The organism is Pseudoflavitalea sp. G-6-1-2 (genome assembly GCF_012927185.1).
GTDB lineage: Bacteria > Bacteroidota > Bacteroidia > Chitinophagales > Chitinophagaceae > Pseudobacter.
Genome location: NZ_JABBGB010000002.1, coordinates 1,589,164 through 1,612,210 on the forward strand (window position 1 = coordinate 1,589,164; position 23,047 = coordinate 1,612,210).

Here is a 23,047-nt window from a genome sequence, read left to right on the forward strand (position 1 = left end):
AAAACCATTTTTAACCAATAAAAGGGCAAGTATGAAAATCAACCAAGGCCTTATAAGAATGTGTGCATTTACAGCACTCATTTCTATGACGGCTCCACATGCTTATGCGAATGCTGCCAGTCCTTATGTGCCAGCAATCACTTCACCCGGTTTCTTTCAGAGCAAAGAAGTAACGGGTACAGTGCGTGATGCAAAGGGAAATCCTTTGCAGGGAATTTCAGTAACCGTAAAAGGAAGCGGCAAAGGCACACAAACCAATGCAGACGGTGCTTTCCGCCTCGAAGCAAAAGAAGGCGATGTATTAGTATTCTCTTCAGTGAACTTTGCACCCAAAGAACAAACAGTAGGCAGTTCAGCCACTGTAAATATTGTGCTCACCGAAACAGTGACAGGCCTGAATGAAGTGGTGGTAACGGCATTGGGTATCCAGCGCAAGGCCAAGGATCTTACTTATTCAACACAACAGATAAAGGGCGCGGATCTTTCGGTAGTGAAAGATGCGAACGTAATCAATTCCTTATCCGGAAAAGTGGCTGGTTTGCAGATCAACAGAAGTGCTTCAGGGGTGGGTGGATCTGTACGCGTGGTACTGCGCGGACAAAAATCCATTCGTGAAAACCAGCCACTCTATGTGATCGATGGTATTCCTATTGTGAACTTCACGGCTGCACAGCCGAGCGATCTCTGGGGTCAGTCCGGCGGTCCCAACTCCAACTCTGCAGGCCGCGATGGTGGCGATATCCTCAGCACCATCAACCCCGATGATATCGAAAACGTGAACGTACTCAAAGGCGCTTCCGCTTCTGCTCTTTACGGAAGCCAGGCTGCCAATGGTGTGATCATCATCACCACCAAAAAAGGAAGATCAGGTGTAACCAGAGTGAATTTCTCTTCGGACTTCACGCTCGACAAAGCAGCTTATCGCCCCGAACTTCAATACAGCTACAAACAAACAGGCCCTGAAAACCTGTACAGCTGGGGCGATAAAGGCAGCAGCCCGGATCATGTAAAAGATTTCTATCGCACGGGCACTACCTGGATCAATTCACTTGCAATTTCAGGAGGCAACGAAAAAGCACAGACATACTTTTCTTATTCCAACACATCCAATAAAGGTGTTGTTCCGAATACGAAGTATGGTCAGCATACCCTCAACTTCCGTGAAACAGCCAAACTGCTCGATGATAAACTCACCATCGACGCGAATGTGCTGATGACTACGCAGAATGCCGATAATCGTCCATCTTCCGGCCTGTACTTCAACCCCATCACAGGTTTGTACCTGTTCCCACGCGGGCTCGATTTTCAGCAGTACAAGAACAACTACGAGTACTTCTCTCCTACCAGAAATATGTTCATGCAGGATTGGTGGATTCAGAATTTCGACAAGAAGCTGAACGGGCAGGATTCGCAGCAGAATCCTTACTGGATCCTGAACAGAAACGGAACAGAAAACAAAAAAGACAATCTCATTGCGTCACTCGCATTGAAATATGCACTGAACAACTGGATTACAGTACAAGCCCGTGGCAACGTAAACAAAGCCTGGGATAAGTATGAGCAGAAAGCATACGCCGGTACTCAAACCACCATCGCAGATGCCAATGGCCGCTATGTGTACGATTATATGAGCAGTACGCAATTCTATGGCGATGTACTGGTACTCGGCAACACACAGCTGACCGAAAAGATCGGATTCAGCTTCACCGCAGGTACCAGCATCACCGATCTGAAACAGGATCGCAATTTTGCAGACTCAAAAGATGCCGATCTGGCCTTCGCCAATCAGTTCCATATCGGTAATATCAATCTGAGCCCTTCTGCAAAAATCTATAACACAGGAGTAAGAAGACAACTGCAATCAGTATTCGGAACCGTAGGTTTCAATCTGAGTGAAAAAGTATTCCTCGATCTTACAGCGCGTAACGACTGGTCGTCTACACTTGCTTACACGCCTAATGTGAAGAAAGGATACCTGTACTATTCAGCAGGTTTGAACACCATTGTTAGTGATCTTTTCAAAATGCCATCATTCATCGATTATGGCAAAGTGCGCGTATCATATGCGAAAGTGGGTAATGATGTGCAGCCATTCGTAACGCTTCCTGTGAACGCAGTGAGATCAGGACAGCTCACGTCCAACACATCAGGACCTTTCCTCGGCAGACCGTTAAAACCAGAGCTTACAACATCTATCGAAATCGGAACAGAATGGAGATTCTTCGACAACCGTCTTAACTTCGATTTCACCTGGTATAATTCACATACCAAAGATCAGTACTTCGATTTCCCGATCTCCGCAGGGTATCTCTATCCTAACTCTTACATCAATGCAGGCGATGTGCAGAACACCGGTATCGAGGCATCGATCGGATACCAGATCATCAAACAAAAAGACCTTACCTGGAATTCCAACCTCAACTTCACCCATAACAGAAACAAGCTGATAGAACTGGCGCCGCAACTGAAAGGTGATTACACCATCACACCAAAAGGCGACAACGTGAACAGCTATGCACTCAAGCTGCACGAAGGAAGTTCTTACGGCGATATCTACGGCGTTAAATTCAAACGTGCCAATGATGGTTCCATTCTCGTGAACGACAATGGCAAACCCATCGCAGAAACCGGTGCATTGCAGTACCTGGGTAATCCTACTCCGAAATTCATGTTGGGATGGTACAACACCGTTACCTATAAGAAATTCACCCTGAATGTGCTGATCGATGGCCGTTTCGGCGGAAAGGTAATGAGCATTACACAAGCGATGCTCGATGAGTACGGCGTATCTAAAAATACAGCCAATGCGCGTGACAATGGCGGAGTGGACATTGCAGCAACCAAACAGAACGGAGAGAAATTCTCAGGAAAGATCCCTGCCAGTATTTTCTACGGAACAGTAGGCGGCCGTGCCGGTATCACCGAATACTATATGTACGATGCCACCAATGTGCGTCTGCGCGAACTGGCTATCGGATACGCAGTTCCTATTCGTCCCGGTATCATCAAAGACCTGAAGATCGGATTTGTAGCACGCAATCTTTTCTTCTTCTCCAAGAAAGCGCCTTATGATCCTGAGCTGAGCATGAGTACAGGCAACGGCGTGCAGGGTGTAGATGTTTTCGGATTGCCAGCTACACGCAGCTTTGGTCTCAATCTGAAAGCCACTCTCTAACCACAAGCAGAACAACTTAAAAAAATGACTTATGAACTATAAAGCATTTAAGAAAACCGGCTCCCTGATACTGGTGGCAGCAGCCCTCAGCCTCAGTGGATGTACCAAGAATTTTGAATCGCTCAACAAAGATCCTTACGGTGCAACCGATAAAGATCTTGAAGCAGATTTCGCTATCGTGGCAGCGCAGCTGCAACAGGCACAACGCAGCATATACCTGTATCTCCCTGTACCTACTTTTCAGCTACAGCAAAACCTGCTGGGCGATGTATTCGGCGGATACATGATGGCCCCCACTCCGTTTGGCGGAAATATCAACAATGCCAACTACAACCTCGTAGACGGATGGATCACAGCCCCATGGACAACAGCCTACTACAACGTGATGAACCCATGCATCAAAGCAGGACTCTTTTCCAAAGAGAAGTTCCCTGAAACCTATGCACTGGCAAAGATCCTTCAGGTAGAAGGCATGCACCGAGTGAGTGATATCTATGGACCGATCATCTACACCAAATACAATCAGCCAAATGCTGAAGGCGGCATCGATTTCGATACCCAGAAAGATGCTTACTACGCATTCTTTGCAGATCTGAAAGAAGCCATCGCCATTCTCACACCAATCAAGAACAATGCAGCGAGCGTACTCTTTGCAAAATCCGATCTGGTGTATGGCGGAAAATATTCACAATGGCTGAAACTGGCTAACAGCCTGCGTCTCCGCCTGGCCATCCGTATCTCCAACATCGATGCAGCCAAAGCAAAGACAGAAGCTGAAGCAGCACTGGCCGATGCAGGTGGTTTGCTGGAAGTACCTGCAGATAACTTCAATGTAAACATCGGAGCCACTACACATCCGCTGAACACCATCGCATCTTCATGGAACGATACGCGTATGGCTGCACCGGTTGAGTCTATAATGGGTGGCTACAATGATCCACGTTTGGAGAAATACTTCCAGAAAGCAACAGATCCTGCAGTGGCCGGACAATTCAAAGGAATCCGAAATGGCATCAATATCGATGCGAAAGCGCGTTATGTTGATTACTCCAATCTGGCTCCGCTTGAAAGCAAGATCCAGCTGATGACAGCAGCCGAAGTATGGTTCCTGAGAGCAGAAGCGGCAGTACTCGGCTTTGCCGGCGCAGGCGATGCAAACACCAATTACAACAATGGCATCAAACAGTCATTTGCTCAATACAAACTCGATGCACTGGCAGATGCATATCTCAATAACGCAGTAGCCAAACCTAAACCGTATTTAGATCCTAAAGCAATCACAGCGGGTCAGAACGATGTTACTTCCGGCCCGCATCTCAGCACCATTACCATCAAGTGGGATGATGGCGCTACAAAGGCAACCAAGATCGAACGCATACTTACACAAAAATGGATAGCGATGTTCCCTGAGGGACAGGAAGCATGGAGCGAGTTCCGCCGTACCGGTTATCCCAAACTCTTCCCTGTTGTGATCAATAACAGTAACGGAGCTATCAGCACAGAAGATTTTGTTCGTCGTTCTTTCTATCCTGGTAACGAATATGCAGTGAATCGCGCAGCAGTTGAAAAAGCTGTTTCCACATTGCAACCCGCCAAAGACAACGGTGGCAGCCGATTCTGGTGGGATGTAGTTCATTAATCTGATCTGTAGCGGGTCCTTTTGCAAGCGGGACGGACCATTGGGCGAGTCCTGCTTTTCTAAACAACTGAATCCGCTAACGGGAATCCATAGCAACTCCCCCAACTTTTTAGCGCAAAAGCTTTCTGATGTTACTGGTAATTACAGATGAAATGCAGCGCATTTTCAGCGATCAAAAACAAACCCCGCTCATCTGAGCGGGGTTTTGCTTTGTAATCTTCTCCGGTGAAATTATCTGATCACCATCGAATGAGTAGAACTTTTACCGTTATTCCTTACGCGCACGAAGTACACGCCCGGAACCGCCTGCAGCTCAACCCTGATATACGTTTTGTTTTTGGCATTGATAGTTTTTACAATTCCTCCTGTAGCATTGAACACTGTGATTTCTGCGTCGGTTGCACTGGCCGGAACCTGCACCATAAACGATCCGTTGCTCGGATTAGGATACACATACACGCCCTGCAGTTTGTTTTCTGCATTAGCCTGTTCTGATGCTCCCGGCGCACCGCTATTGATGTTTACGGAGTAATCTTCCACTTCGCTATGCCAGCCATTGCCGCATGAGCTGATAGTGCTGAGACCATATTCTGCACGAACACGCATGCGTGTTTTACCGGTGAGTGCAGAAGAAGGAATCGTAACCGTAGCGCTGTATGCAGATGCACTGGCGCCCGATGCATTGAGCACCTGCTCGCCGGCGTCTGTGAAGTCGCCATCCTGATTCCAGTCGATCCATACAGCAGCTCTCGATCCTGCCCATAATGCCTGCAACGTTACTGCAAGATTTACGGTGCTTCCTTTGCTTGCTGTTGCTGTCATGGCTGTGTAATCGCCATAACCATTGGTAGCAAACGTGGTGGTATTGCTGATGCTTCCGAATACAAGTTTGGTTACGTATTGCCCTGCAGAACCATTGGTAACTGCGCAATACGTTGCTGTATTTGAACTGGTGGTTGCAGTTACTGCATTGCTTGCTGCGGAAATATTTCCTGCTGCATCTTTTGCTTTTACAGTGAAAGTGTAGCTGGTAGCAGCTGTCAGGCCGGTTACATTGTAGCTGGTAGTGGTTGAACTTCCTGCCAGTGTTGTTCCGTTGTAAATATCATAACCTGTTACTCCAACGTTGTCGGTGGAAGCAGTCCAGTTGAGTTGCACGGAATTCATGGTGATATTCGATGCAGCCAGATTAGTGGGCGCCGAAGGAGCGATGATGTCTCCGCCACTACCCTGAATAACCAGACCATAATCTTCAGATTCACCACTATCCATTTCATCACATGGACCATCCCCTTCATTTCTTCCGGGATATACAAAATGAACCATCACACGAATACCCACTTTGTTGAGACTGGCATTGGTTGGGATAGTTACAGGTACTGTTGCAGTAAGCACACCCGAAGGCATATTCTTCTGAACAAACTGCTGACTGGCGATCAGTTCTCCCGCATCGTACACGGAGTTGTAGTTCCAGTCGGCCCATACGCGGATGCGCCAGTTGTCGTTGGAGGTAGATCCCCCGGTGCTGAAGTTCGGATCAGTTGCAGTAACTGCCAGCGAATACGTCTGACCTCTGGTTACATTGGTACTGATGGTACTGTAGTAATCGGTGATATTGTTGTAAGCCGTGCTGTTGTTGATGGTATTGAACTGCACTTTGCTCAGGTACACATATCCGCCGTAACGATAAGTTGGCTGGCAATAAGACAATCTCGAAGTAACGCCGTTTGTTTTGGTGAACGTCTGTGATTGTCCTGATGAATTGGTGATCGTCAGCGAAGGAGAATACACACCCGGTGTTGCATAGATAACCGGCGGTGGTGTTTGTCCACTGAACGACGAAGGAGTTCCTCCGGGGAACGACCACTGCCAGGATGTAATGGTGGTGCCGGGTGCAGCTGTTGAGATATCGGAGAAGGTTACGCCTTCCGACAATGCCACCAGCGCTTTATCCTGCAAAAATTCGGCTTTGAAAGGATTATTGGTTCCGAGGATATTCAGACCATAATCTTCAAACTCTCCGCTTTCTACAGATGCGCATGGATCATCTCCAAAAGTTCCTGCTTTGTAATGCACCAATACGCGCATGCCCACTTTACCGGTTACGGCTGTTGATGGCACCGTGATGTTGGTGGTGTAGGTGTATGGTCCGGAAGCCGCAATGGCGCTGGTATTGAACTCCTGATTGGCAACCAGCTCACCGGTCTCGTATACAAAGTTACCATTCCAGTCTGCCCATACACGGATGCGGTTTACATCCGGTGATGTTGCAGATGCATTCGGAATATTCACTGTTACTTTCAGTTGCTGCACTGCACCTTTGGTAAGATTGGTGACCACTTTATTGGTGAGATCGGAAACACCTTCCTGTACAGAATTGTAATTGATGGTTCCGAATTTCACATTCGTGATTCTTGAATAAGAGCCGAAGTTCACACCGGGTATGCAATAGCTGGTGTAAGGATCACTGAACAGTACAGACAGTTTGTTATTGGTAGGATTGGTGAGGCCAGATAATCCTCCGGTGATTGCCGCATTCAGGAATGTGAGCGTGGCATTTGAAATGGAATTTGCCTGCGCATGTGCTGTAGCATTTCCAAGCAGTGTGATGGTTGCATTGGTAGCATCGTTCACAGTTACCTGCATGGTAAGTCCGGCAGGGAGATTAGCTGCCGTGTAATGCGTTCCCTGCACGAGGTTTCCGCTGGTAACGGCAAATGTTTTGTTCACCAGGCGGATTTTGAGGGAGTTGTTGATGCTTCCGTCGTTCACGAAAGTTTCAACAAAACGATCGCCGAACCAGAGCACACGTGGTGTGGTGGGATCGAGGTTCACACCTGTTGCAGTGAGATTCGCGGGTTGCCATAACGGAGAGCGCGGGCCGCTTTGAATAGCAGCCAGCATGCGGGCTACCTGCCCTTGTGTGAACATCTTGTAACATTGTTTGGATGCGCCGGTATAGCCCATGTAGTTTTCACCATTCACGAATTGATTGAAACAGTTCTTGGTGCCGCGGCATTCGCCTACAGAGGCATTCTCAGGAGGTGTATCGTCCACCTGATCGTTTGGATAGGTACAGCCGCCCTCAAATGAGTGTGCGAGATTGAGCCAGTGACCGAACTCATGAGAGAGCGTTGAAGAGAATTCTTTGTTGGTGTTGCCGAAGAGATAACGGCCATTGTACACAATGCGGGCCGTGTTGTTGTCCGTCATGCTTTGGCTTGGATACCAGGCTACGCCTGAGTTGTAGTAATCGCCATCATCGTACATATCGAGCATGATGTACACGTTGCAGTACTTTTTATTATCCCATGCATACTGCCTGATCTTGTTATCATAGCCGCTGCCGTTTCCGAATCCTTTTTCAACAGGATAGAAATTGATGCCTGTGGTAGGGTTGCCGCTGGGATCGAGCTGTGCCAGCTTGAACCACACATTCATCGTTTCTTTGATGTTGTTGAACAAAGGATCGATGCTGTTGAAATCGTCGTTAAGACCATGAAAATCATCATTCACCTGCTTCAGTGCATTGATGATGGTTTGCTCGTTAACGGGGCCGGAAATAAAATCGGTGCCGAATACGTGGAATACAACAGGGATGGTGTATTCGGGGCCGGAGCCGAAGCCTTCGGTTTGAATCTTTTTTACAAGATCTCCGGTGAATGCATCCAGCTGGGTAGCCTTCACTTTTTCCGCTGGATTATTCTGATAGTAAGCTTTCATTACCTCGCTTTGTTTGCAGGGGTTCTGGGCTGATGCAAACATGGGTATCAAACTGAGGAGCAATAATAGAAAGGTGACTGATATTAGAGAGGTAAGCCGGCTTCGCCGGTGGGCAATAGAAGGCAAGTACAAATCGTAGAGATTCATAGCATGAGGTTTTGGTTATTAATTGAAAGATGTGTTCGTCTCGGTCTCCGGAGGACTGATATTAACGACGCTGAAAGTATTTCCATTTTTTTCTCTTCCCAATTAATACACCTCTACTCCTACTTTATGGTAACCTATATCGGACCTCTACACTTGAGGTTATAACATTGAGGTACAATGGATGTTGAAGACTTGTTCGAAGACCTGTGCTGTGAGGGCATCAATAGTAAAACCCGCTCGGACTGAACGGGTTTTACTATTGATTATCGTAATTGCCGGAGCGGGGATCCGGGCAACAAATTGCGGTTATTTCTGAGGGTTTGCTTAATCCACTGATCCCGCACCCGGATGCGGTTTCGAAACCAGTTTCGCAATCTCCTTCATCCATTTGAATTGCGCCAGCGGCAGCTTTTTCAATTGCTTCTTATCGAAGCTGCGGATGCTCTCTACAAACTGTTTTTGCTTTTCATTGAGCATGCCTGTTTCCAGCGCTTTGATGGCATCCTGATGGTATGTTTCAACATTTGACATAGTATACAATTAACCTGTTGACGTGATCTCCGATCACATGATTAATCCACAAATGTAAGCTAATCCTTATTTTTTTATCATAGTTTGCAATCGTTAATTACTTTTTCAGCATTGCAATTGAAAGGCTCATACGAAGAAACCCAACTGCTCCAACGCCTGGAATCAGGCGACAAAGCTGCATTTGACGCGCTATATAATTATTATGAGCCCAGGATCAGACTCTTTCTTCTTCCTTTTACACGATCCGACGAACAGCTGCTGAACTCCATTCTTCAGGATGTATTTATCAAACTCTGGACTAAAAGAAAAGATCTTGCAGGTATTGCCCATCTCGAATATTACCTCCAGCGAATGGCAAAGAACAGGTTGCTCGATCTGCTGAAACTTCAGAAGATCCAATCTGCCCATATCGGCAATTATGCAAGCCTGCAACCATCCGCAGATCAGCACACCTGGGATGAACTGCAACTGAAAGAATACATGGCCATCGCCAGAAAAGGCATTGCCGCACTACCCGAACGCCGCCGCCTCATTTTTTCCATGAGCGTATTATCGGGTTTATCTATCGATGAGATCGCCGGCCAACTGAACCTCTCCAGAGATGTGGTAAAAAAGCAGCTCCAGAAAGCGAGGTCGTTTCTCAAGACCTATATTGCTGAAAAGGGCGACATGCCTGCAATTGTAGGCGCTCTGATCATTACAGCACTGCATCGCTGAAAATAAATTTTCTGCTGGCCGTCCCCTCTCCTCTTTCCCAATCGTTTTATAATGGCAGCTATGCTAAACAAGAACGAAATATTATCGCGATACGCACAACGGCAGGTAACGCCGGAAGAAGAAGAGGCATTCAGCAACTGGTTGCAGACCCTGGATCAGGCACAACTGGAAAGCCTTATGGATGAATTCGGAACCATTGTTGCAGCGCTACCCGATCTTGCTGACAAAGCCGATCAGCACCTGTTGCAATCCATCCATGAAGAAATAGCCATGAAAGAAGCGGATGATGAGCAGCAGATTCCGCGTATCCCATTCTGGCGTACCTGGCGTGCTGCAGCAGCGGCTGCTATACTGCTGTCTCTTGCGGCAGCAGTATATCTCTACACCGGCAGAAACAGCAGCAGGCAACTCGCCGGCACAAGGCAATCGCCTGCCATGCAGATCGCTCCCGGAAAATCAGGCGCCATCCTCACGCTGGCCGACGGTTCGCAGATGGTACTCGACAGTCTCTCCAATGGCCCTCTCACCACACAGAATGGTGCCGCCGTATCTATGGATAACGGAAGATTGGTCTACAATGCAGATGAAACAACAACACCTGAGATCGTTTACAATACCATGTCCACTCCCAGAGGACGGCAATTTGAATTGACGCTTCCCGATGGCACGCATGTGTGGCTGAATGCAGCAAGCTCCATCCGTTACCCCACCTCATTTGCAGGTAAGGAAAGAAAAGTGGAGATCGATGGAGAAGCTTTTTTCGAGGTAACCAGAAATGCTCAGCAACCTTTTATTGTGAACGCTCGCAACAAAGCAGAGATCGAAGTACTGGGCACCGGATTCAATGTAAGCGCATACGCAAACGATAAAAGTTTGAATACAACCCTCCTCAACGGCAGCATCAGAGTCAACGGCATAATCATCAAACCAGGCCAGCAGGCACAGGTAACCGATGCGGTTCGTGTAGTGGACAATGCCGATACGGATATGGTCACTGCCTGGCAGAAAGGGATCTTCAATTTCGAAGGCGCTTCGCTGAAAGAAGTGATGAATCAGATAGAACGCTGGTACGATATAGAAGTAGTGTATGAGAAAAATGTTCCTGCAGTAATGTTCGGTGGAGAAATGACGAGGAATATGTCGCTGGACGGTGTGCTGATAGCACTCGAAAAATCAGGCATCCACTACCGGCTCGAAGGAAGAAAACTCATTGTACTTCCGCAATGATCTTCTCCGCAACATCCAAAAGGCCATTATGACAAACCTGTTATCATAATCGACACAGCCGTAAATGCGGGCTGCCATTAAACCTTTCTTTTCATTTACCGGAACCAATAAAAAACCGGAAGTGTTTGCACCACTCCCGGCTGGTATTTTGTTGGTCCCAACGAGGCGACTATTCCTTATTGTTCACAACCAAAACTTACCTAAAGGTATGCAAAAAACTGCTTTCGGGTCGGGTTGCTGCCCTCCCTTGCCTTCGGCGCAGCGGCAAAAACCGAGCCCCTTCACTAAAATTCTGCTGGTTATGAAATTAACCGCCCTGCTTTTGACCCTTGCTTTTTTACAGGTACACGCTACCGGCGCTGCTCAGCATGTTACCATCAGCGGAAAAGACATTCCATTGAAGCATGTGTTCAATGCCATCAAACAACAAACCGGTTTTGTGGTCTTCTACAACAAGGAAGTTCTCAGCAACACCAAACCTGTTTCCATCGCTGCATACAATATGCCATTGCAGCAATTGCTGAACTTCGTTTTCAGCAATCAGCCCATTGGTTTTATCATTCAGGATAAAACTATCATCCTTACTCAAAAGGAAACAGCGAATCCGCCGTTCGAACGCATCATCATCGATGCACCTTCCGTAAATGGCCATGTTATGGATGCGGACGATCAGCCCATCACCAATGTAAGCATCAGAATAAGAGGCACTATCAGAGGTACCACCTCCGGCGCAGACGGCGCTTTTGCACTCGATGTTAAGCCCGGTGAAATACTCGACATTTCAGCAGTAGGCTTCAGTCCCATCGCTATCAGACTCGATGGCGACAGATTCACTGCAGTAGCGCCGGATAAAAAAGAATCGCGCAATCAATCGGCCAATGCCGCAACCGGCGGCAGCAGCCATATGCTGATTGCCCATAAACAGAACCTGGCCCTCCGGCTAGTACGGTCGAATTCTTTGCTGGACGAAGTGGTGATAATCCCATACGGAAAAACCTCCAAACGATTTGCCACCGGCAATATCACCAGCATCAAATCAAAAGACATAGAGCGCCAACCAGTGATGAACGTTTTGCAGGCGCTCGAAGGGAAAGTGCCCGGCATGTCTATCACTACCCTATCAGGCAATTCCGCTGCCCCATTGAAAGTGGAGATCAGAGGCCGCAGCTCACTCAATGCAGGTGCGCTTGTTGAACCATTGTACATCATCGATGGCATACCTCTCACCAATCTTGAGATTGGCACTTACACCAAAAGAGAAGTATCCACAGGAGCCATACAAAGCGGACTGGTAAATACTCCCGGCGAAAGTCCGTTATTGTACCTCAATCCACGCGACATTGAAAGTGTTGATGTATTGAAAGATGCAGATGCCACGGCCATCTACGGTTCACGCGGCGCCAACGGAGTGATCCTCATCACTACCAAAAGAGCCAAAGCAGGACCTACCCGCTTCAACATGGCCATCAACAACGGCATTCTCACCACGCCCAAAAGAGCCAGGTTGCTGAATACACCCGACTATCTCGCTGTAAGACGCGAAGCCTATCGCAACGATGGACTTACCCCGGACAAATACGATGCCCCCGATCTCACCATCTGGGATCCCACAAAGTATACCGACTGGCAACGCCAGCTGATCGGTACCGGAAACACCCTCACCGTTAATGCAAGAATATCGGGAGGAATAGCTCAAACCACTTACTCCATCTCTGCCAACTACCGCAACAGAAAAGAGATCATGAACAATGGCAGCAGAAATATTGCCGGAGGATTTTCCCTCAACATCAACCACACCAGCCTCAACAGAAAATTTCAGGTAGATGCGGTAAGCACACTCAGTTTAACCAACGTGAATGCATACAATGTTGGAGATGTAACATTCCTTCCGCCCAATGCACCAGACATTTATGATGCCAACGGAGATTTCAATTTCGTACCATGGAGAGGCCGTTATGAAAGCAATTTCAAATTCAATGGACTGAAAATACCGAGTGAAAGCAAATCTACCTTCATCACCAACAGCATCAACGTTCGTTATGAACTGGTGAAGAGCCTTACGCTCTCGGCTATGGCCGGCCTGAACTCCACGCAAAACAACAACTCCTACCTGGTGCCCCAGGCTGCTTCCGACCCTGCATTTCCAAGACCCTCACAAGCGTCTTTCGGCAATTCGCATAACAATAACTGGACGCTTGAACCTCAGCTGCAGTACGCTACCATTTTCGGAAAAGCAAGTCTGAGCATTCAGGCAGGAGCCACCATTCAGCAGGCCAATGCAAAAGGCATTACCAATATCGGCATCGGCTTTCCCAACGACAACCTCATGCGCAGCGTGAACAATGCAGGCATGGTAATGGCAGTGGATTCCAAGGGCGATTACAAATACAGTGCGGCATATGGCATCATCAATCTGCGTTGGGATAACAAATACATTCTTAACCTGAGTGCACGCAGAGATGGTTCTTCGCGGTTTGGTCCCGGAAGGCAATTCGGCAACTTCGGATCGGCAGGTTTTGCCTGGATCGCTTCTGAAGAAGAATGGCTGAAACCCATTCTGCCTGCATGGGTCAGCTTTCTTAAATTTCGTGGAAGCTATGGCGTTACCGGAAAAGATGGCGGTACCGACTACGGATACATTACCCGGTGGGCCAGCACTTACGACCTTGGCTTCAGCCAGAAACTATTCGATTACAACGGCACTCCCGGCTTTCATATCGCAGGTTCCATCAACCCCGCATTTGGTTGGGAGACCACCAAAAAACTCGAAGTGGCTGCCAGCCTTTCGCTCTTCAAAGACAAACTGAACTTCGATGCTGCGTGGTACAGAAACCGCAGCGGCAATCAACTAACGGCCATCAATACTCCTTCCTATACCGGCTTCTCCAATGTAACAGCCAACTGGCCGGCAGTGGTGCAGAATGCAGGCATTGAACTGTCGCTCAGCGGCCGTGTACTGCAGACCAAAGACTGGAACATAATCGTAAACGCCAACTTCAGCCGCAACAAAAACAAGCTCGCATCCTATCCCGGATTTGAATACTCTACCTATGCGAGCACATTTGTGATCGGCAAACCGCTCACGACCATGTATCTGCTTCATTACACAGGCATCGATCCGCTCACCGGCTCCTATACATTTGAAGACAGGAACAAGAATGGAAGAATCAATACCGGAAGTGGCGCGGTACCGCAGGATGACAATGACGACCGCTACATAGAATTCGACCGTGCAGTAAAATTCGAAGGAGGATTCGGCGCCAGTGCGAGCTACAAAAACTTCGGCATCTATGTGAATTTCATTTACAAAAAGCAACCTGCCATCGATCCGTTCATCGATCTCGCGGTTGGCAGAATGAATAACCTGGTGCTGCCCGATGAAGTAAGAGACCATCACTGGAAACAACCCGGAGATAAAGCGCTCTATCCAAGATACACTACCAATGGCAACCTCGGTCCCATCCGTGATTCAGATGGCGCTTACATAGATGGCTCTTATCTGAGAATGAATACCCTCAGCCTCAGTTACGACCTGCCTTCCAGATGGCTGCAAAAAATAAAGATGCAGGGCTGCAGACTTTCTGCCGAAACGCAGAACCTCTTTGTGATCACTTCCTACAAAGGCATCGATCCCGAAGTGCAGAACCTCACCGGGTTCACTCCTATTTCCAGAGTGATCACCACCACCCTTTCCTTTAATTTCTAAAACGGCTATATGCACACCAAAAGATATTTATTTCAGATGCTGCCAGTGCTGCTTACAGCATTTCTCACCACCGGCTGCAGAAAACTGATAGAGATACCAGAACCTGTTGACACCATCACCACCAAACAGATCTTTGCCACCAACAAAGAAGCAGACTGGGCCATGGCTGGTTTGTACAGCAAAATGGTGAACGGCTTCAGTTCGCAGAACTTTTCCATGACTGCCGAACAGACCTTCTCTTCGGGACTATGCACCATTCTCGGCGGCCTGTCTTCGGACGATCTCCTTGCCGGTCAGGCCAACTCCGACTATTCTTTCATCAATGCCAATAAACTAACCATCTATTCGGCTGCTCCATCCAATGCACTCTGGAGCTCAGCCTACAGAGCCATTTTCGATGCCAATGCCATTCTGGAAGGCATTGAAGCGTCGAAATCTGAACATCTTACAGACAGCGCCAGAAATCAGCTCAACGGCGAAGCGCTTTCGATAAGAGCATTCGCTTATTTCTATCTGGTGAACTTTTTTGGTGATCTGCCCATTGTGCTCACCACCGACTTCAATAAAACGGCGAGGCTTGCACGCAGTGGTACTGCCAAAGTATATGAGCAGATCGTTGCCGATCTTCAGAAAGCCATTCCCCTGCTGCAATCGGATTTCAGTGCGGGCAAAACAGAAAGAGTGCGCATCAACAAATGGTTTGCCGAAGCGCTGCTTGCCAGAGTTTATCTCTATACCGGCAACTATCCGGGCGCCATTGCCAGTGCGGACAAAGTGATTGGAGAAGCCAGCATTTTCGGTCTCGAACCCGATCCGGCCAATGCATTTCTGAAAACAAGCAAGGAGGCTATTCTTCAATTGAAGCAGACCGTACAACATTCTTTTTTCGGCAATGCAACACCCGAAGGATACATCATTAAAATGAGGTTCTCCCTCACAGAAAGTCTGGTGAACAGTTTTGCTGCAAATGATAAACGAAAAGCATCCTGGATAACACAGTCCGGCATATACTATCTTCCCAACAAGTACAAGATAGGTGCCGCCAATTCAGGGGCAGCGCCCAACGAGTATTATACAGTGATGCGCCTTTCAGAACTGTATCTTATCCGTGCTGAAGCCCGCATGCTGCTTTCGCCTTCCAACACTTCAGCTGCTATTGCCGACCTGAATGTATTGAGGCAGAGAGCCGGTGTAAATCTGTTGCCGGACAACCTCGCTCCTGAAGCCGTAACTGCTGCCATTGCCACAGAAAGGCAGCTGGAGTTTTTTGCAGAATGGGGGCATCGCTGGCTCGATCTCAGGCGTACAGGAAAAGCCACCGGCGTATTGTCTTCCATCACCTACAAACAACCCTGGAGCGGAGACTATCAGCTATTGTATCCCATCCCTCCCAACGATATCAGAGACAACAGCCGCCTTCAGCAGAATCCAGGTTATACAGATGTGCAAAATCAATAACATCAAAAAACAATTATGCAAATCATACATCATCATTTTATGAATGCAGGCAGAATGGCAATGGTCTGTCTGTTGCTGACAGTTATTACAGCTGGTTGTTCCAAATCGACACTGAATGAAGACAATCCGGCAACACTGGTACTCTTCAACGCACTCGAAAATGGCGTTTCGGTGAGGGCCAACCTCAGCGGCAAACATCCCATTACCTATCTCACTGCACTGGAGATACGTCCACGCAACCGCGCGCTCATATATTCGAAGCAGGCCAATCAGCCCGCCTCGTTCTTTTCCGTGCCTGATACATTGCCGGCCAGCATCCCGGTATGGAGCGGAGACCTGAAACTGGAGAAAGGAAAAACCTACAGCATGTTCCTCGTGAACGGAAACAAAGGAGCTGAAAATGTATTGATGGAAGAGAACATTCCGGCTCCCGGCAAAGACAGCCTCACCTATCTCCGCTTTGCCAATATGAGCAGTGCGCAACCGGTAAGCATAAACATCAAAGGGAACCCGTTGGGTTCGCTGGTGAGCCAGCTCAACTTCAAAGAAACATCGGCCATGCTTCAGCTTCCTGCGGACAGATCGGTTGCCAGCTACATATTTGAAGTGCACGATGCAACCACAGGTAATTTGCTGGCTGCATACACAGCAAATAACATCAATGTGTATACGCAGAGTAATCCTTACCTCTTCAAAACATGGTCCCTTGTTTTTACAGGTAAGCCAGGAGCAACAGGCGCCAATCTTCAACAGCTTACTGTGCTCAGGTATTTTTAACTGTTCAACCTCAGCAATAAATTGAATCGATTTCATGAGTACCTTATTAAAAGTAGAAAACCTCTCCCACCGCTATTCCAGTGCCTGGGCTATCAGGGATATCAATATCGACATCAGTGAGAATGGTGTAGTGGGTTTGCTTGGCTCCAACGGAGCCGGCAAATCCACTACCATGAATATCATTTGTGGTGTGCTGAATCAAACCGAAGGGGAAGTTATCATCAACGGCATCAGCAAAAGCAAAGACCCCAGAGGTGTAAAAAAGCAACTTGGATTTCTGCCTCAGACACCTCCGCTGTATGGCGATTTCACTGTAAAGGAATATCTCACTTATGCTGCAGCATTACGCTTTATCGGGAGAGCGGATATCAACAAAGCAGTGAATGAAGCCATGGAGCGCTGTTCCATTACGCATTTCAGTTCCCGGCTTATCAGGAACCTTTCGGGAGGATACAAACAACGCGTGGGCATTGCGCAGGCCATCATCCATAAACCCGCCATGGTGGTGCTGGACGAGCCCACCAATGGGCTGGACCCCAATCAGGTGATCGAGGCCAGGAACCTCATCAGGGATATAGCCCAAGACCACCTCGTTTTATTATCGTCGCATGTGCTCTCTGAAGTAAATCTGCTTTGCCGCGAGATCATCATGATCGAAGGAGGCAGGATCGTATTCGCAGATTCGATGGAAGCCTTCAACAACTATACCCAGCCACAGACCATTCTGGTGAAGATGGAATTTCTGCCTGCTGCCACAGAATTGATGAAGATCCCATCCATCACAAGAGTAGAACCCCTTACCCCTGACAGCTGCCGGATGTATTTTTCCGGCAGCTCTAAGATCACACAGCAGATCGTTGCTGCCAGCATAGAAAACAACTGGGGCCTTTTGGAGATCAGCCTGGAGAAGTCGTTGCCCGACGATGTTTTCAAAAAATTGTCTCACCACGCTCAACTGTAAAAACCAATGTATACCATATTCAAAGTGGCGCAGGCAGAACTGCGCAATATGTTCTATTCCCCTATCGCATGGTTGCTCACTGTAGTGTTCTTTGTGTTATGCGCCTGGCAGTTTGTAGTACCCATCGAAGAGTACACCCGTATGCAGCAGGTAATGCAGGAGTCTGATCCCGACTGGCTGGGATTCACTGCCGGCCTGAGCTGGGAGATATTCGCCAAAAGTTATGGCCAGATGATCGATAAGTTATACCTCTTTATCCCGTTGCTCACCATGGGCATCATCAACAGGGAAATACAAAGCGGTTCCATCAAACTATTGTACTCCAGCCCCATTCGTACGCGCGATATTGTTTTCGGCAAATACCTGGCACTCGTTGCATTCAATCTGGTACTGATCACCTGTGTGGCATTGTTTCTGCTAACCGGATATTTCTCCATTGCACATGCAGAATACAAATGGTTTCTCTCTGCATTGCTGGCCATCTTTTTATTAGCATGCACTTATTCGGCCATCGGCCTTTTTATTTCATCGGTAACAGCTTATCAGATAGTGGCGGGCATCATCACATTCGTTGTATTCTTTGCGCTGTATGCCATTCAGGACCTCTGGCAGCAGTATGATTTTGTAAGGGATCTTACCTGGTTCCTTTCCATATCGGGCCGAACCAATCAGATGGTAGCCGGCCTCATTACCACCCGTGAGATTTGCTATTTCCTCATTATCATCTGCCTGTTCATTGGCTTCACTCTCATTAAACTGAAGAGCACACAGGAATCGAAGCACTGGCGGGTTTCCACGATCCGCTACCTGACTGTTTTCGTTGCTGCCCTGGCAATCGGATACTGCACTTCGAGACCTGGCTATATCGGCTACGCAGATGTTACCGTACGTCAGCTGAACACGCTGCATTCCGCCACACAGGCGGTGTTGAAGGAGCTCGACGGCTCCCCTTTGAAAGTTACCCTGTACGATAACCTGTTAGGCAAGAACATGATGGCCGGTCTTCCCGAACACCGTAACAAATACATCCGCGATTTCTGGGAACGCGTTACCCGCTTTTATCCCAACATCGAATTCGCTTACGAATATTACTACGATGCAATGGATGGAGACAGTCTTTACATCAAACATTTCAGGGTAAAGAATCTTCACGAAGCAGCTGACAAGTATGCAGAATTCACCGGCGTTAACCGCGCGCTCTTTCAGTCGCCGGAAGAGATGAGAAAAAAGATCGATCTCAAATCAGAAGACTATGGCCTTGTGATGCAGCTCGAATACAAACAAAAGAAAACATTCCTCAGAACCTACAACGACATTGAGATATGGCCGCACGAGAATCATTTGTCGGGCGCCATCAGACGACTGACGCGGGATTCCGTTCCTGAACTGGTTTTTACTACCGGGCATTTTGAAAGGAGTCCGTTCAGAAGAGGAGAACGCGAGTACTCCAATCATACCTCCTCCAAAGATTCAAGAGGAAGCCTTTTCAACAAAGGAGTGAATATCGATACGGTGAATTTGCAGACCAACGATATCCCATCCAAAACCAGCATACTCGTAGTGGCAGATCCGAGAGCAGCTTTAGACAGCGTCGAACGCAACAAGATACTTCATTGGCTGGATCAGGGAGGAGATGCCATTCTGTATGCAGAGCCTGGCAAGCAGGAAATAATGCAGCCCTTACTGGAAAGGATCGGCGTTACGGCAGATAAGGGAACCATCGTAACCCTCAACAAACATGAGATGCCAGATTTCTTCCAGGGCCGCATCACAGATACCGGCGCAAACCTAGGCAACGAACTGCCGCTGTACGTCTACCGTATGCTGCATACCCCGCCAATGAATGTTTTCCATAAAGGCGCAGTTAACCTGAGTTACAGCAGCACCGGAGGTTTCAAAATCCAACCTATTCTCGATGCGGCAGCAAAGGAAGACAGATGGATAGAGAACGGGCATCTGGTTGCAGATTCTGCAGCGCCGGTTTTTGCGCCGCAGGAAGGAGACATCAAAAAAGAGAGGTATATCACGGGAATAAAAATGAGCCGAATGATCAACGGGAAAGAGCAACGGATCATTGTTACGGGAGATGCAGACTTCATGTCTAACGGAAGATCGATGGGCGAGAAATTATTCAATGCCGGTTACAGCTGGATAATGAACAACGAATATCCCGTATATCATCTTTCAGCATTTCCGGAAGACAAGTTCATGAGAATCGGAAAAACAGGAGGAAAAATACTGAAGCCTGTTTTCGTCTACATCCTCCCATCCCTCATTTTATTGACCGGCATTATTCTGCTGATCCGCAGAAAGCGCAAATAAAAACATGACTCATGTTATTGCAAACTGATGAACAAACTATCGAAGACCTCCGGTTATTTTCCAAACGCGATCAACCGGGCATCTACGAGATCTACAACAATACCTGCACCCGTGGCGGCGAATCGCTGCTGCAGCAAATGTTCAGGCATCCATTGTCCGATGCAGAAGCTATCACACAAAGAATTTCCATCATAGCTGCCTTTGCCCGCCTCGCCATACCATTTCCCTTCGATGCCGGCACGCTCGATATTGCAGAAAAATACCTGTCGGATGCTGAAGATAACGCCTCACAGAAATCTGTGATGGGCGATAAGGAGATCAGCAATGGCGTGGCGGCAGTGATAACGCTTTTACAGCAGGTAAAACATTTTGCCATCGATGGCGATCTGAAACAGATTGCAGGTCTTGAAAAGGAAAGAAGCCGCCTGCTTTCCATTCTCGGAACAGCGGCTATGCTGCCGGTGTTCAACGAGCAGGCGAAAGCCCGGTTGTCGTATGCAGCGGTAACGGCATACGACCTGCTGTTCCGGCAGAAGGAAAAACAAACACTGAGAGAAGTGCTTCATTTCATTTATCAGCTGGATGCCTGCATTTCGGTGGCACAGGTTGCTGTGAAAAGAAAATTCATATTCCCCCTTGTGCATGCAAAAGGAACTAATCTGCTGAAGATCGAAGGGGTGTATCATCCAGCACTGAAAGATCCTGTGGTTAACAGTCTCACTTTGAACAGCAGTAAGACCATCGTATTTCTCACCGGAGCCAATATGGCCGGCAAAAGTACATTCCTCAGAAGCTTCAGTACGGCATTGTACATCGCGCACATGGGATTCCCCGTAGCTGCTTCGGCCATGGAATTTTCCGTGATGGATGGCATTTACACCACCATCAATCTGCCTGATAATCTCGGCATTGGAGCCAGTCACTTTTACGCAGAGGTATTGCGACTGAAGAAGATCGCCACCGAGTTAAGTCTTGGCAAGAATCTCTTTGTATTGTTCGATGAACTGTTCAGAGGCACCAACGTAAAGGATGCGGAAGAAGGTACAGTAGCTGTTACGCATGCATTTGCCGGCAAAACCAGCAGCATGTTCATCATCTCTTCACATATTGTGGAAGCAGCAGCAGCGCTCAGTCAAAAATCCAATATCGGATTTCACTATCTGCCAACTGTAATGAATGGTACACATCCGCAATACACGTACAAACTCGAAGAAGGCATCACCAGCGACCGGCATGGCATGCTCATCATTCGCAACGAAGGCATACTCGAAACACTGAAACACGGAAAGAAAGAATAAAATAACAATATGAATTTTGCAATCGATAAACAGTCGCAGGACGAACTGAATCTGACCGGGAAATTCAGACAGGGTTCTGTGTTCCATCTTTTCAATACTGTCAAAACCCGTGGTGGTGAACAGCTGCTCGATGAGATGTTCGGCACTCCGTTGACAAACGAACATATCATCAATGACCGCACAGCCATATTCCGCTACTTTCAGCAGCATTCCCTGAATTTTCCTTTCGATGCAAAGCAGGTAACGCATATGCGCGAGTATATCGAAGCAGGGAGTGCAGGCACTTTACCGGCAACATGGCTCAATGTTATGATGAAGAAAACCCTGTCCTCCATCACGCGCGATGAGCGATACAAAGCGATGATACAGGGCTTGCAGGCCACTATCGTTACACTGCAGAAATGTTTTGCTTTTGCGGCTGATCTCAAAACCATCCGGGGACCATTTGATGCAAGAATAGAATCCATCCGGGAAATACTGCATTCGCCAGAGCTGCAACCGCTGCTTGAAACAGACATTTATCAGTCCATTTCAATCGCCACTATCGCCAGATACGATCATCTGCTGCACAACCGCGCAAGCGAAGCTATCCTGGACATTCTCCGTTTCATTGCAGAAACGGATGTGTACATCGCCGTTGCCAATGTGGCAACAGAAAAAGGTTTTGGCTGGGCCCGGGCATTGCCCCGCTCTGCGAATATGCTGAAAGCAGCAGCACTTAAACATCCGTGCATCAGCAATGCGACAGGCAACAACATTGAAATGAAATCCGGCAGCAATATGATGTTCCTCACGGGCGCAAACATGGCGGGAAAATCTACCTGGATGAAATCAATCGGCATTGCGCTGTATCTCGCACATGCGGGGTTTCCGGTAGCTGCGGATGAAATGGAATTCTCCGTCAGAGACGGCATCTGTTCCAGCATCAACGTTGCGGACAATATTCAACTTGGGTACAGTCATTTCTATGCAGAAGTGGTGCGTGTAAAGAATGCTGCCGAAGCAACTGCCACCGGGAAACACCTGCTGCTCATGTTCGACGAGCTCTTCAAAGGCACTAACGTGAAAGACGCATTCGATGGAACACTGGCCGTTGCTGAAGCATTTGCAGAATATAAGAACTGCCTCTTCATTGTATCCACCCATATCATTGAAGTGGGAGAATCGCTGAAGCAACTGAGCAATATACAGTTCACCTTTATGCCAACGATCATGAAAGGCAAAACACCTCAATACACCTATCAATTGCAAAAAGGAATTACGGAAGACAGACAGGGAATGATCATCATTCGGAACGAAGGCATTCTCGATCTCATCAACGCCTGATCCGAAGTACAGAGAATGATAAAAAACAAACAGCCGCTTC

At 47.8% G+C, this 23,047-nt stretch carries 13 protein-coding genes; 11 read left to right on the plus strand and 2 right to left on the minus strand.

All coding sequences use genetic code 11. The features are described 5' to 3' along the window. The first annotated feature begins 31 nt into the window (after nucleotides 1-31). Together HHL16_RS15985 and HHL16_RS15990 are read left to right on the plus strand one after the other, a co-directional pair. The gene (locus HHL16_RS15985) at nucleotides 32-3,175 is read left to right on the plus strand and encodes a SusC/RagA family TonB-linked outer membrane protein (protein ID WP_206022447.1); all 3,144 of its coding nucleotides are present in this window, start codon (nucleotides 32-34) and stop codon (nucleotides 3,173-3,175) included. Between the two features lie 31 nt (nucleotides 3,176-3,206). Further along, the gene (locus tag HHL16_RS15990; RefSeq protein WP_169426181.1) at nucleotides 3,207-4,814 is read left to right on the plus strand and encodes a SusD/RagB family nutrient-binding outer membrane lipoprotein; all 1,608 of its coding nucleotides are present in this window, start codon (nucleotides 3,207-3,209) and stop codon (nucleotides 4,812-4,814) included. Between the two features lie 231 nt (nucleotides 4,815-5,045). Here HHL16_RS15990 and HHL16_RS15995 read toward each other — a convergent pair whose 3' ends face one another. Next, on the minus strand, nucleotides 5,046-8,537 hold the full coding sequence (locus tag HHL16_RS15995) for a M43 family zinc metalloprotease (RefSeq protein WP_206022450.1): 3,492 nt from the start codon (nucleotides 8,535-8,537) through the stop codon (nucleotides 5,046-5,048). Between the two features lie 471 nt (nucleotides 8,538-9,008). Continuing rightward, entirely contained in the window at nucleotides 9,009-9,215 is a 207-nt protein-coding gene (locus HHL16_RS16000; protein WP_169426183.1) for a hypothetical protein, read from the minus strand. A gap of 84 nt (nucleotides 9,216-9,299) precedes the next feature. Between HHL16_RS16000 and HHL16_RS16005 the strand changes: the two genes are divergently transcribed. The 9 genes from HHL16_RS16005 (at nucleotide 9,300) to HHL16_RS16045 (ending at nucleotide 23,007) form a co-directional block, all read left to right on the plus strand. Then, nucleotides 9,300-9,932 carry a sigma-70 family RNA polymerase sigma factor gene (locus tag HHL16_RS16005; RefSeq protein WP_169426184.1) on the plus strand — a complete coding sequence of 211 codons (633 nt, stop codon included), beginning with the start codon at nucleotides 9,300-9,302 and terminating at the stop codon, nucleotides 9,930-9,932. 51 nt (nucleotides 9,933-9,983) lie between these two features. Continuing rightward, entirely contained in the window at nucleotides 9,984-11,159 is a 1,176-nt protein-coding gene (locus HHL16_RS16010) for a FecR family protein (RefSeq protein WP_169426185.1), read from the plus strand. A 301-nt stretch (nucleotides 11,160-11,460) separates the two neighbouring features. Further along, nucleotides 11,461-14,865 carry a SusC/RagA family TonB-linked outer membrane protein gene (locus HHL16_RS16015; protein WP_169426186.1) on the plus strand — a complete coding sequence of 1,135 codons (3,405 nt, stop codon included), beginning with the start codon at nucleotides 11,461-11,463 and terminating at the stop codon, nucleotides 14,863-14,865. 9 nt (nucleotides 14,866-14,874) lie between these two features. Next, entirely contained in the window at nucleotides 14,875-16,323 is a 1,449-nt protein-coding gene (locus HHL16_RS16020; protein WP_169426187.1) for a RagB/SusD family nutrient uptake outer membrane protein, read from the plus strand. A 15-nt stretch (nucleotides 16,324-16,338) separates the two neighbouring features. Continuing rightward, nucleotides 16,339-17,100 carry a hypothetical protein gene (locus tag HHL16_RS16025; protein ID WP_169426188.1) on the plus strand — a complete coding sequence of 254 codons (762 nt, stop codon included), beginning with the start codon at nucleotides 16,339-16,341 and terminating at the stop codon, nucleotides 17,098-17,100. Nucleotides 17,101-17,134: 34 nt separating this feature from the next. Then, a complete protein-coding gene (locus HHL16_RS16030; protein WP_169426189.1) occupies nucleotides 17,135-18,061 on the plus strand; it encodes an ABC transporter ATP-binding protein in 927 nt (308 codons plus the stop codon). Nucleotides 18,062-18,067: 6 nt separating this feature from the next. Further along, nucleotides 18,068-20,383, plus strand: a complete 2,316-nt coding sequence (locus HHL16_RS16035) for a Gldg family protein (RefSeq protein WP_169426190.1) — start codon at nucleotides 18,068-18,070, stop codon at nucleotides 20,381-20,383. 11 nt (nucleotides 20,384-20,394) lie between these two features. Next, nucleotides 20,395-21,681: a DNA mismatch repair protein gene (locus HHL16_RS16040; protein ID WP_169426191.1), complete on the plus strand. Its 1,287-nt coding sequence runs from the start codon at nucleotides 20,395-20,397 to the stop codon at nucleotides 21,679-21,681. A gap of 9 nt (nucleotides 21,682-21,690) precedes the next feature. Beyond that, the gene (locus tag HHL16_RS16045; protein ID WP_169426192.1) at nucleotides 21,691-23,007 is read left to right on the plus strand and encodes a DNA mismatch repair protein; all 1,317 of its coding nucleotides are present in this window, start codon (nucleotides 21,691-21,693) and stop codon (nucleotides 23,005-23,007) included. Nucleotides 23,008-23,047: the final 40 nt, after the last annotated feature.

Excerpts from the sequence above, each read along its gene's own strand:
- HHL16_RS16015 (WP_169426186.1), top strand. The coding sequence starts at position 11,461 with ATGAAATTAACCGCCCTGCTTTTGACCCTTGCTTTTTTACAGGTACAC.
- HHL16_RS16040 (WP_169426191.1), top strand. The coding sequence starts at position 20,395 with ATGTTATTGCAAACTGATGAACAAACTATCGAAGACCTCCGGTTATTT.
- HHL16_RS16045 (WP_169426192.1), top strand. The coding sequence starts at position 21,691 with ATGAATTTTGCAATCGATAAACAGTCGCAGGACGAACTGAATCTGACC.
- HHL16_RS16025 (WP_169426188.1), top strand. The coding sequence starts at position 16,339 with ATGCAAATCATACATCATCATTTTATGAATGCAGGCAGAATGGCAATG.
- HHL16_RS16035 (WP_169426190.1), top strand. The coding sequence starts at position 18,068 with ATGTATACCATATTCAAAGTGGCGCAGGCAGAACTGCGCAATATGTTC.
- HHL16_RS15985 (WP_206022447.1), top strand. The coding sequence starts at position 32 with ATGAAAATCAACCAAGGCCTTATAAGAATGTGTGCATTTACAGCACTC.
- HHL16_RS16030 (WP_169426189.1), top strand. The coding sequence starts at position 17,135 with ATGAGTACCTTATTAAAAGTAGAAAACCTCTCCCACCGCTATTCCAGT.
- HHL16_RS16020 (WP_169426187.1), top strand. The coding sequence starts at position 14,875 with ATGCACACCAAAAGATATTTATTTCAGATGCTGCCAGTGCTGCTTACA.
- HHL16_RS15990 (WP_169426181.1), top strand. The coding sequence starts at position 3,207 with ATGAACTATAAAGCATTTAAGAAAACCGGCTCCCTGATACTGGTGGCA.
- HHL16_RS16010 (WP_169426185.1), top strand. The coding sequence starts at position 9,984 with ATGGCAGCTATGCTAAACAAGAACGAAATATTATCGCGATACGCACAA.
- HHL16_RS15995 (WP_206022450.1), bottom strand. The coding sequence starts at position 8,537 with ATGAAAGCTTACTATCAGAATAATCCAGCGGAAAAAGTGAAGGCTACC.
- HHL16_RS16000 (WP_169426183.1), bottom strand. The coding sequence starts at position 9,215 with ATGTCAAATGTTGAAACATACCATCAGGATGCCATCAAAGCGCTGGAA.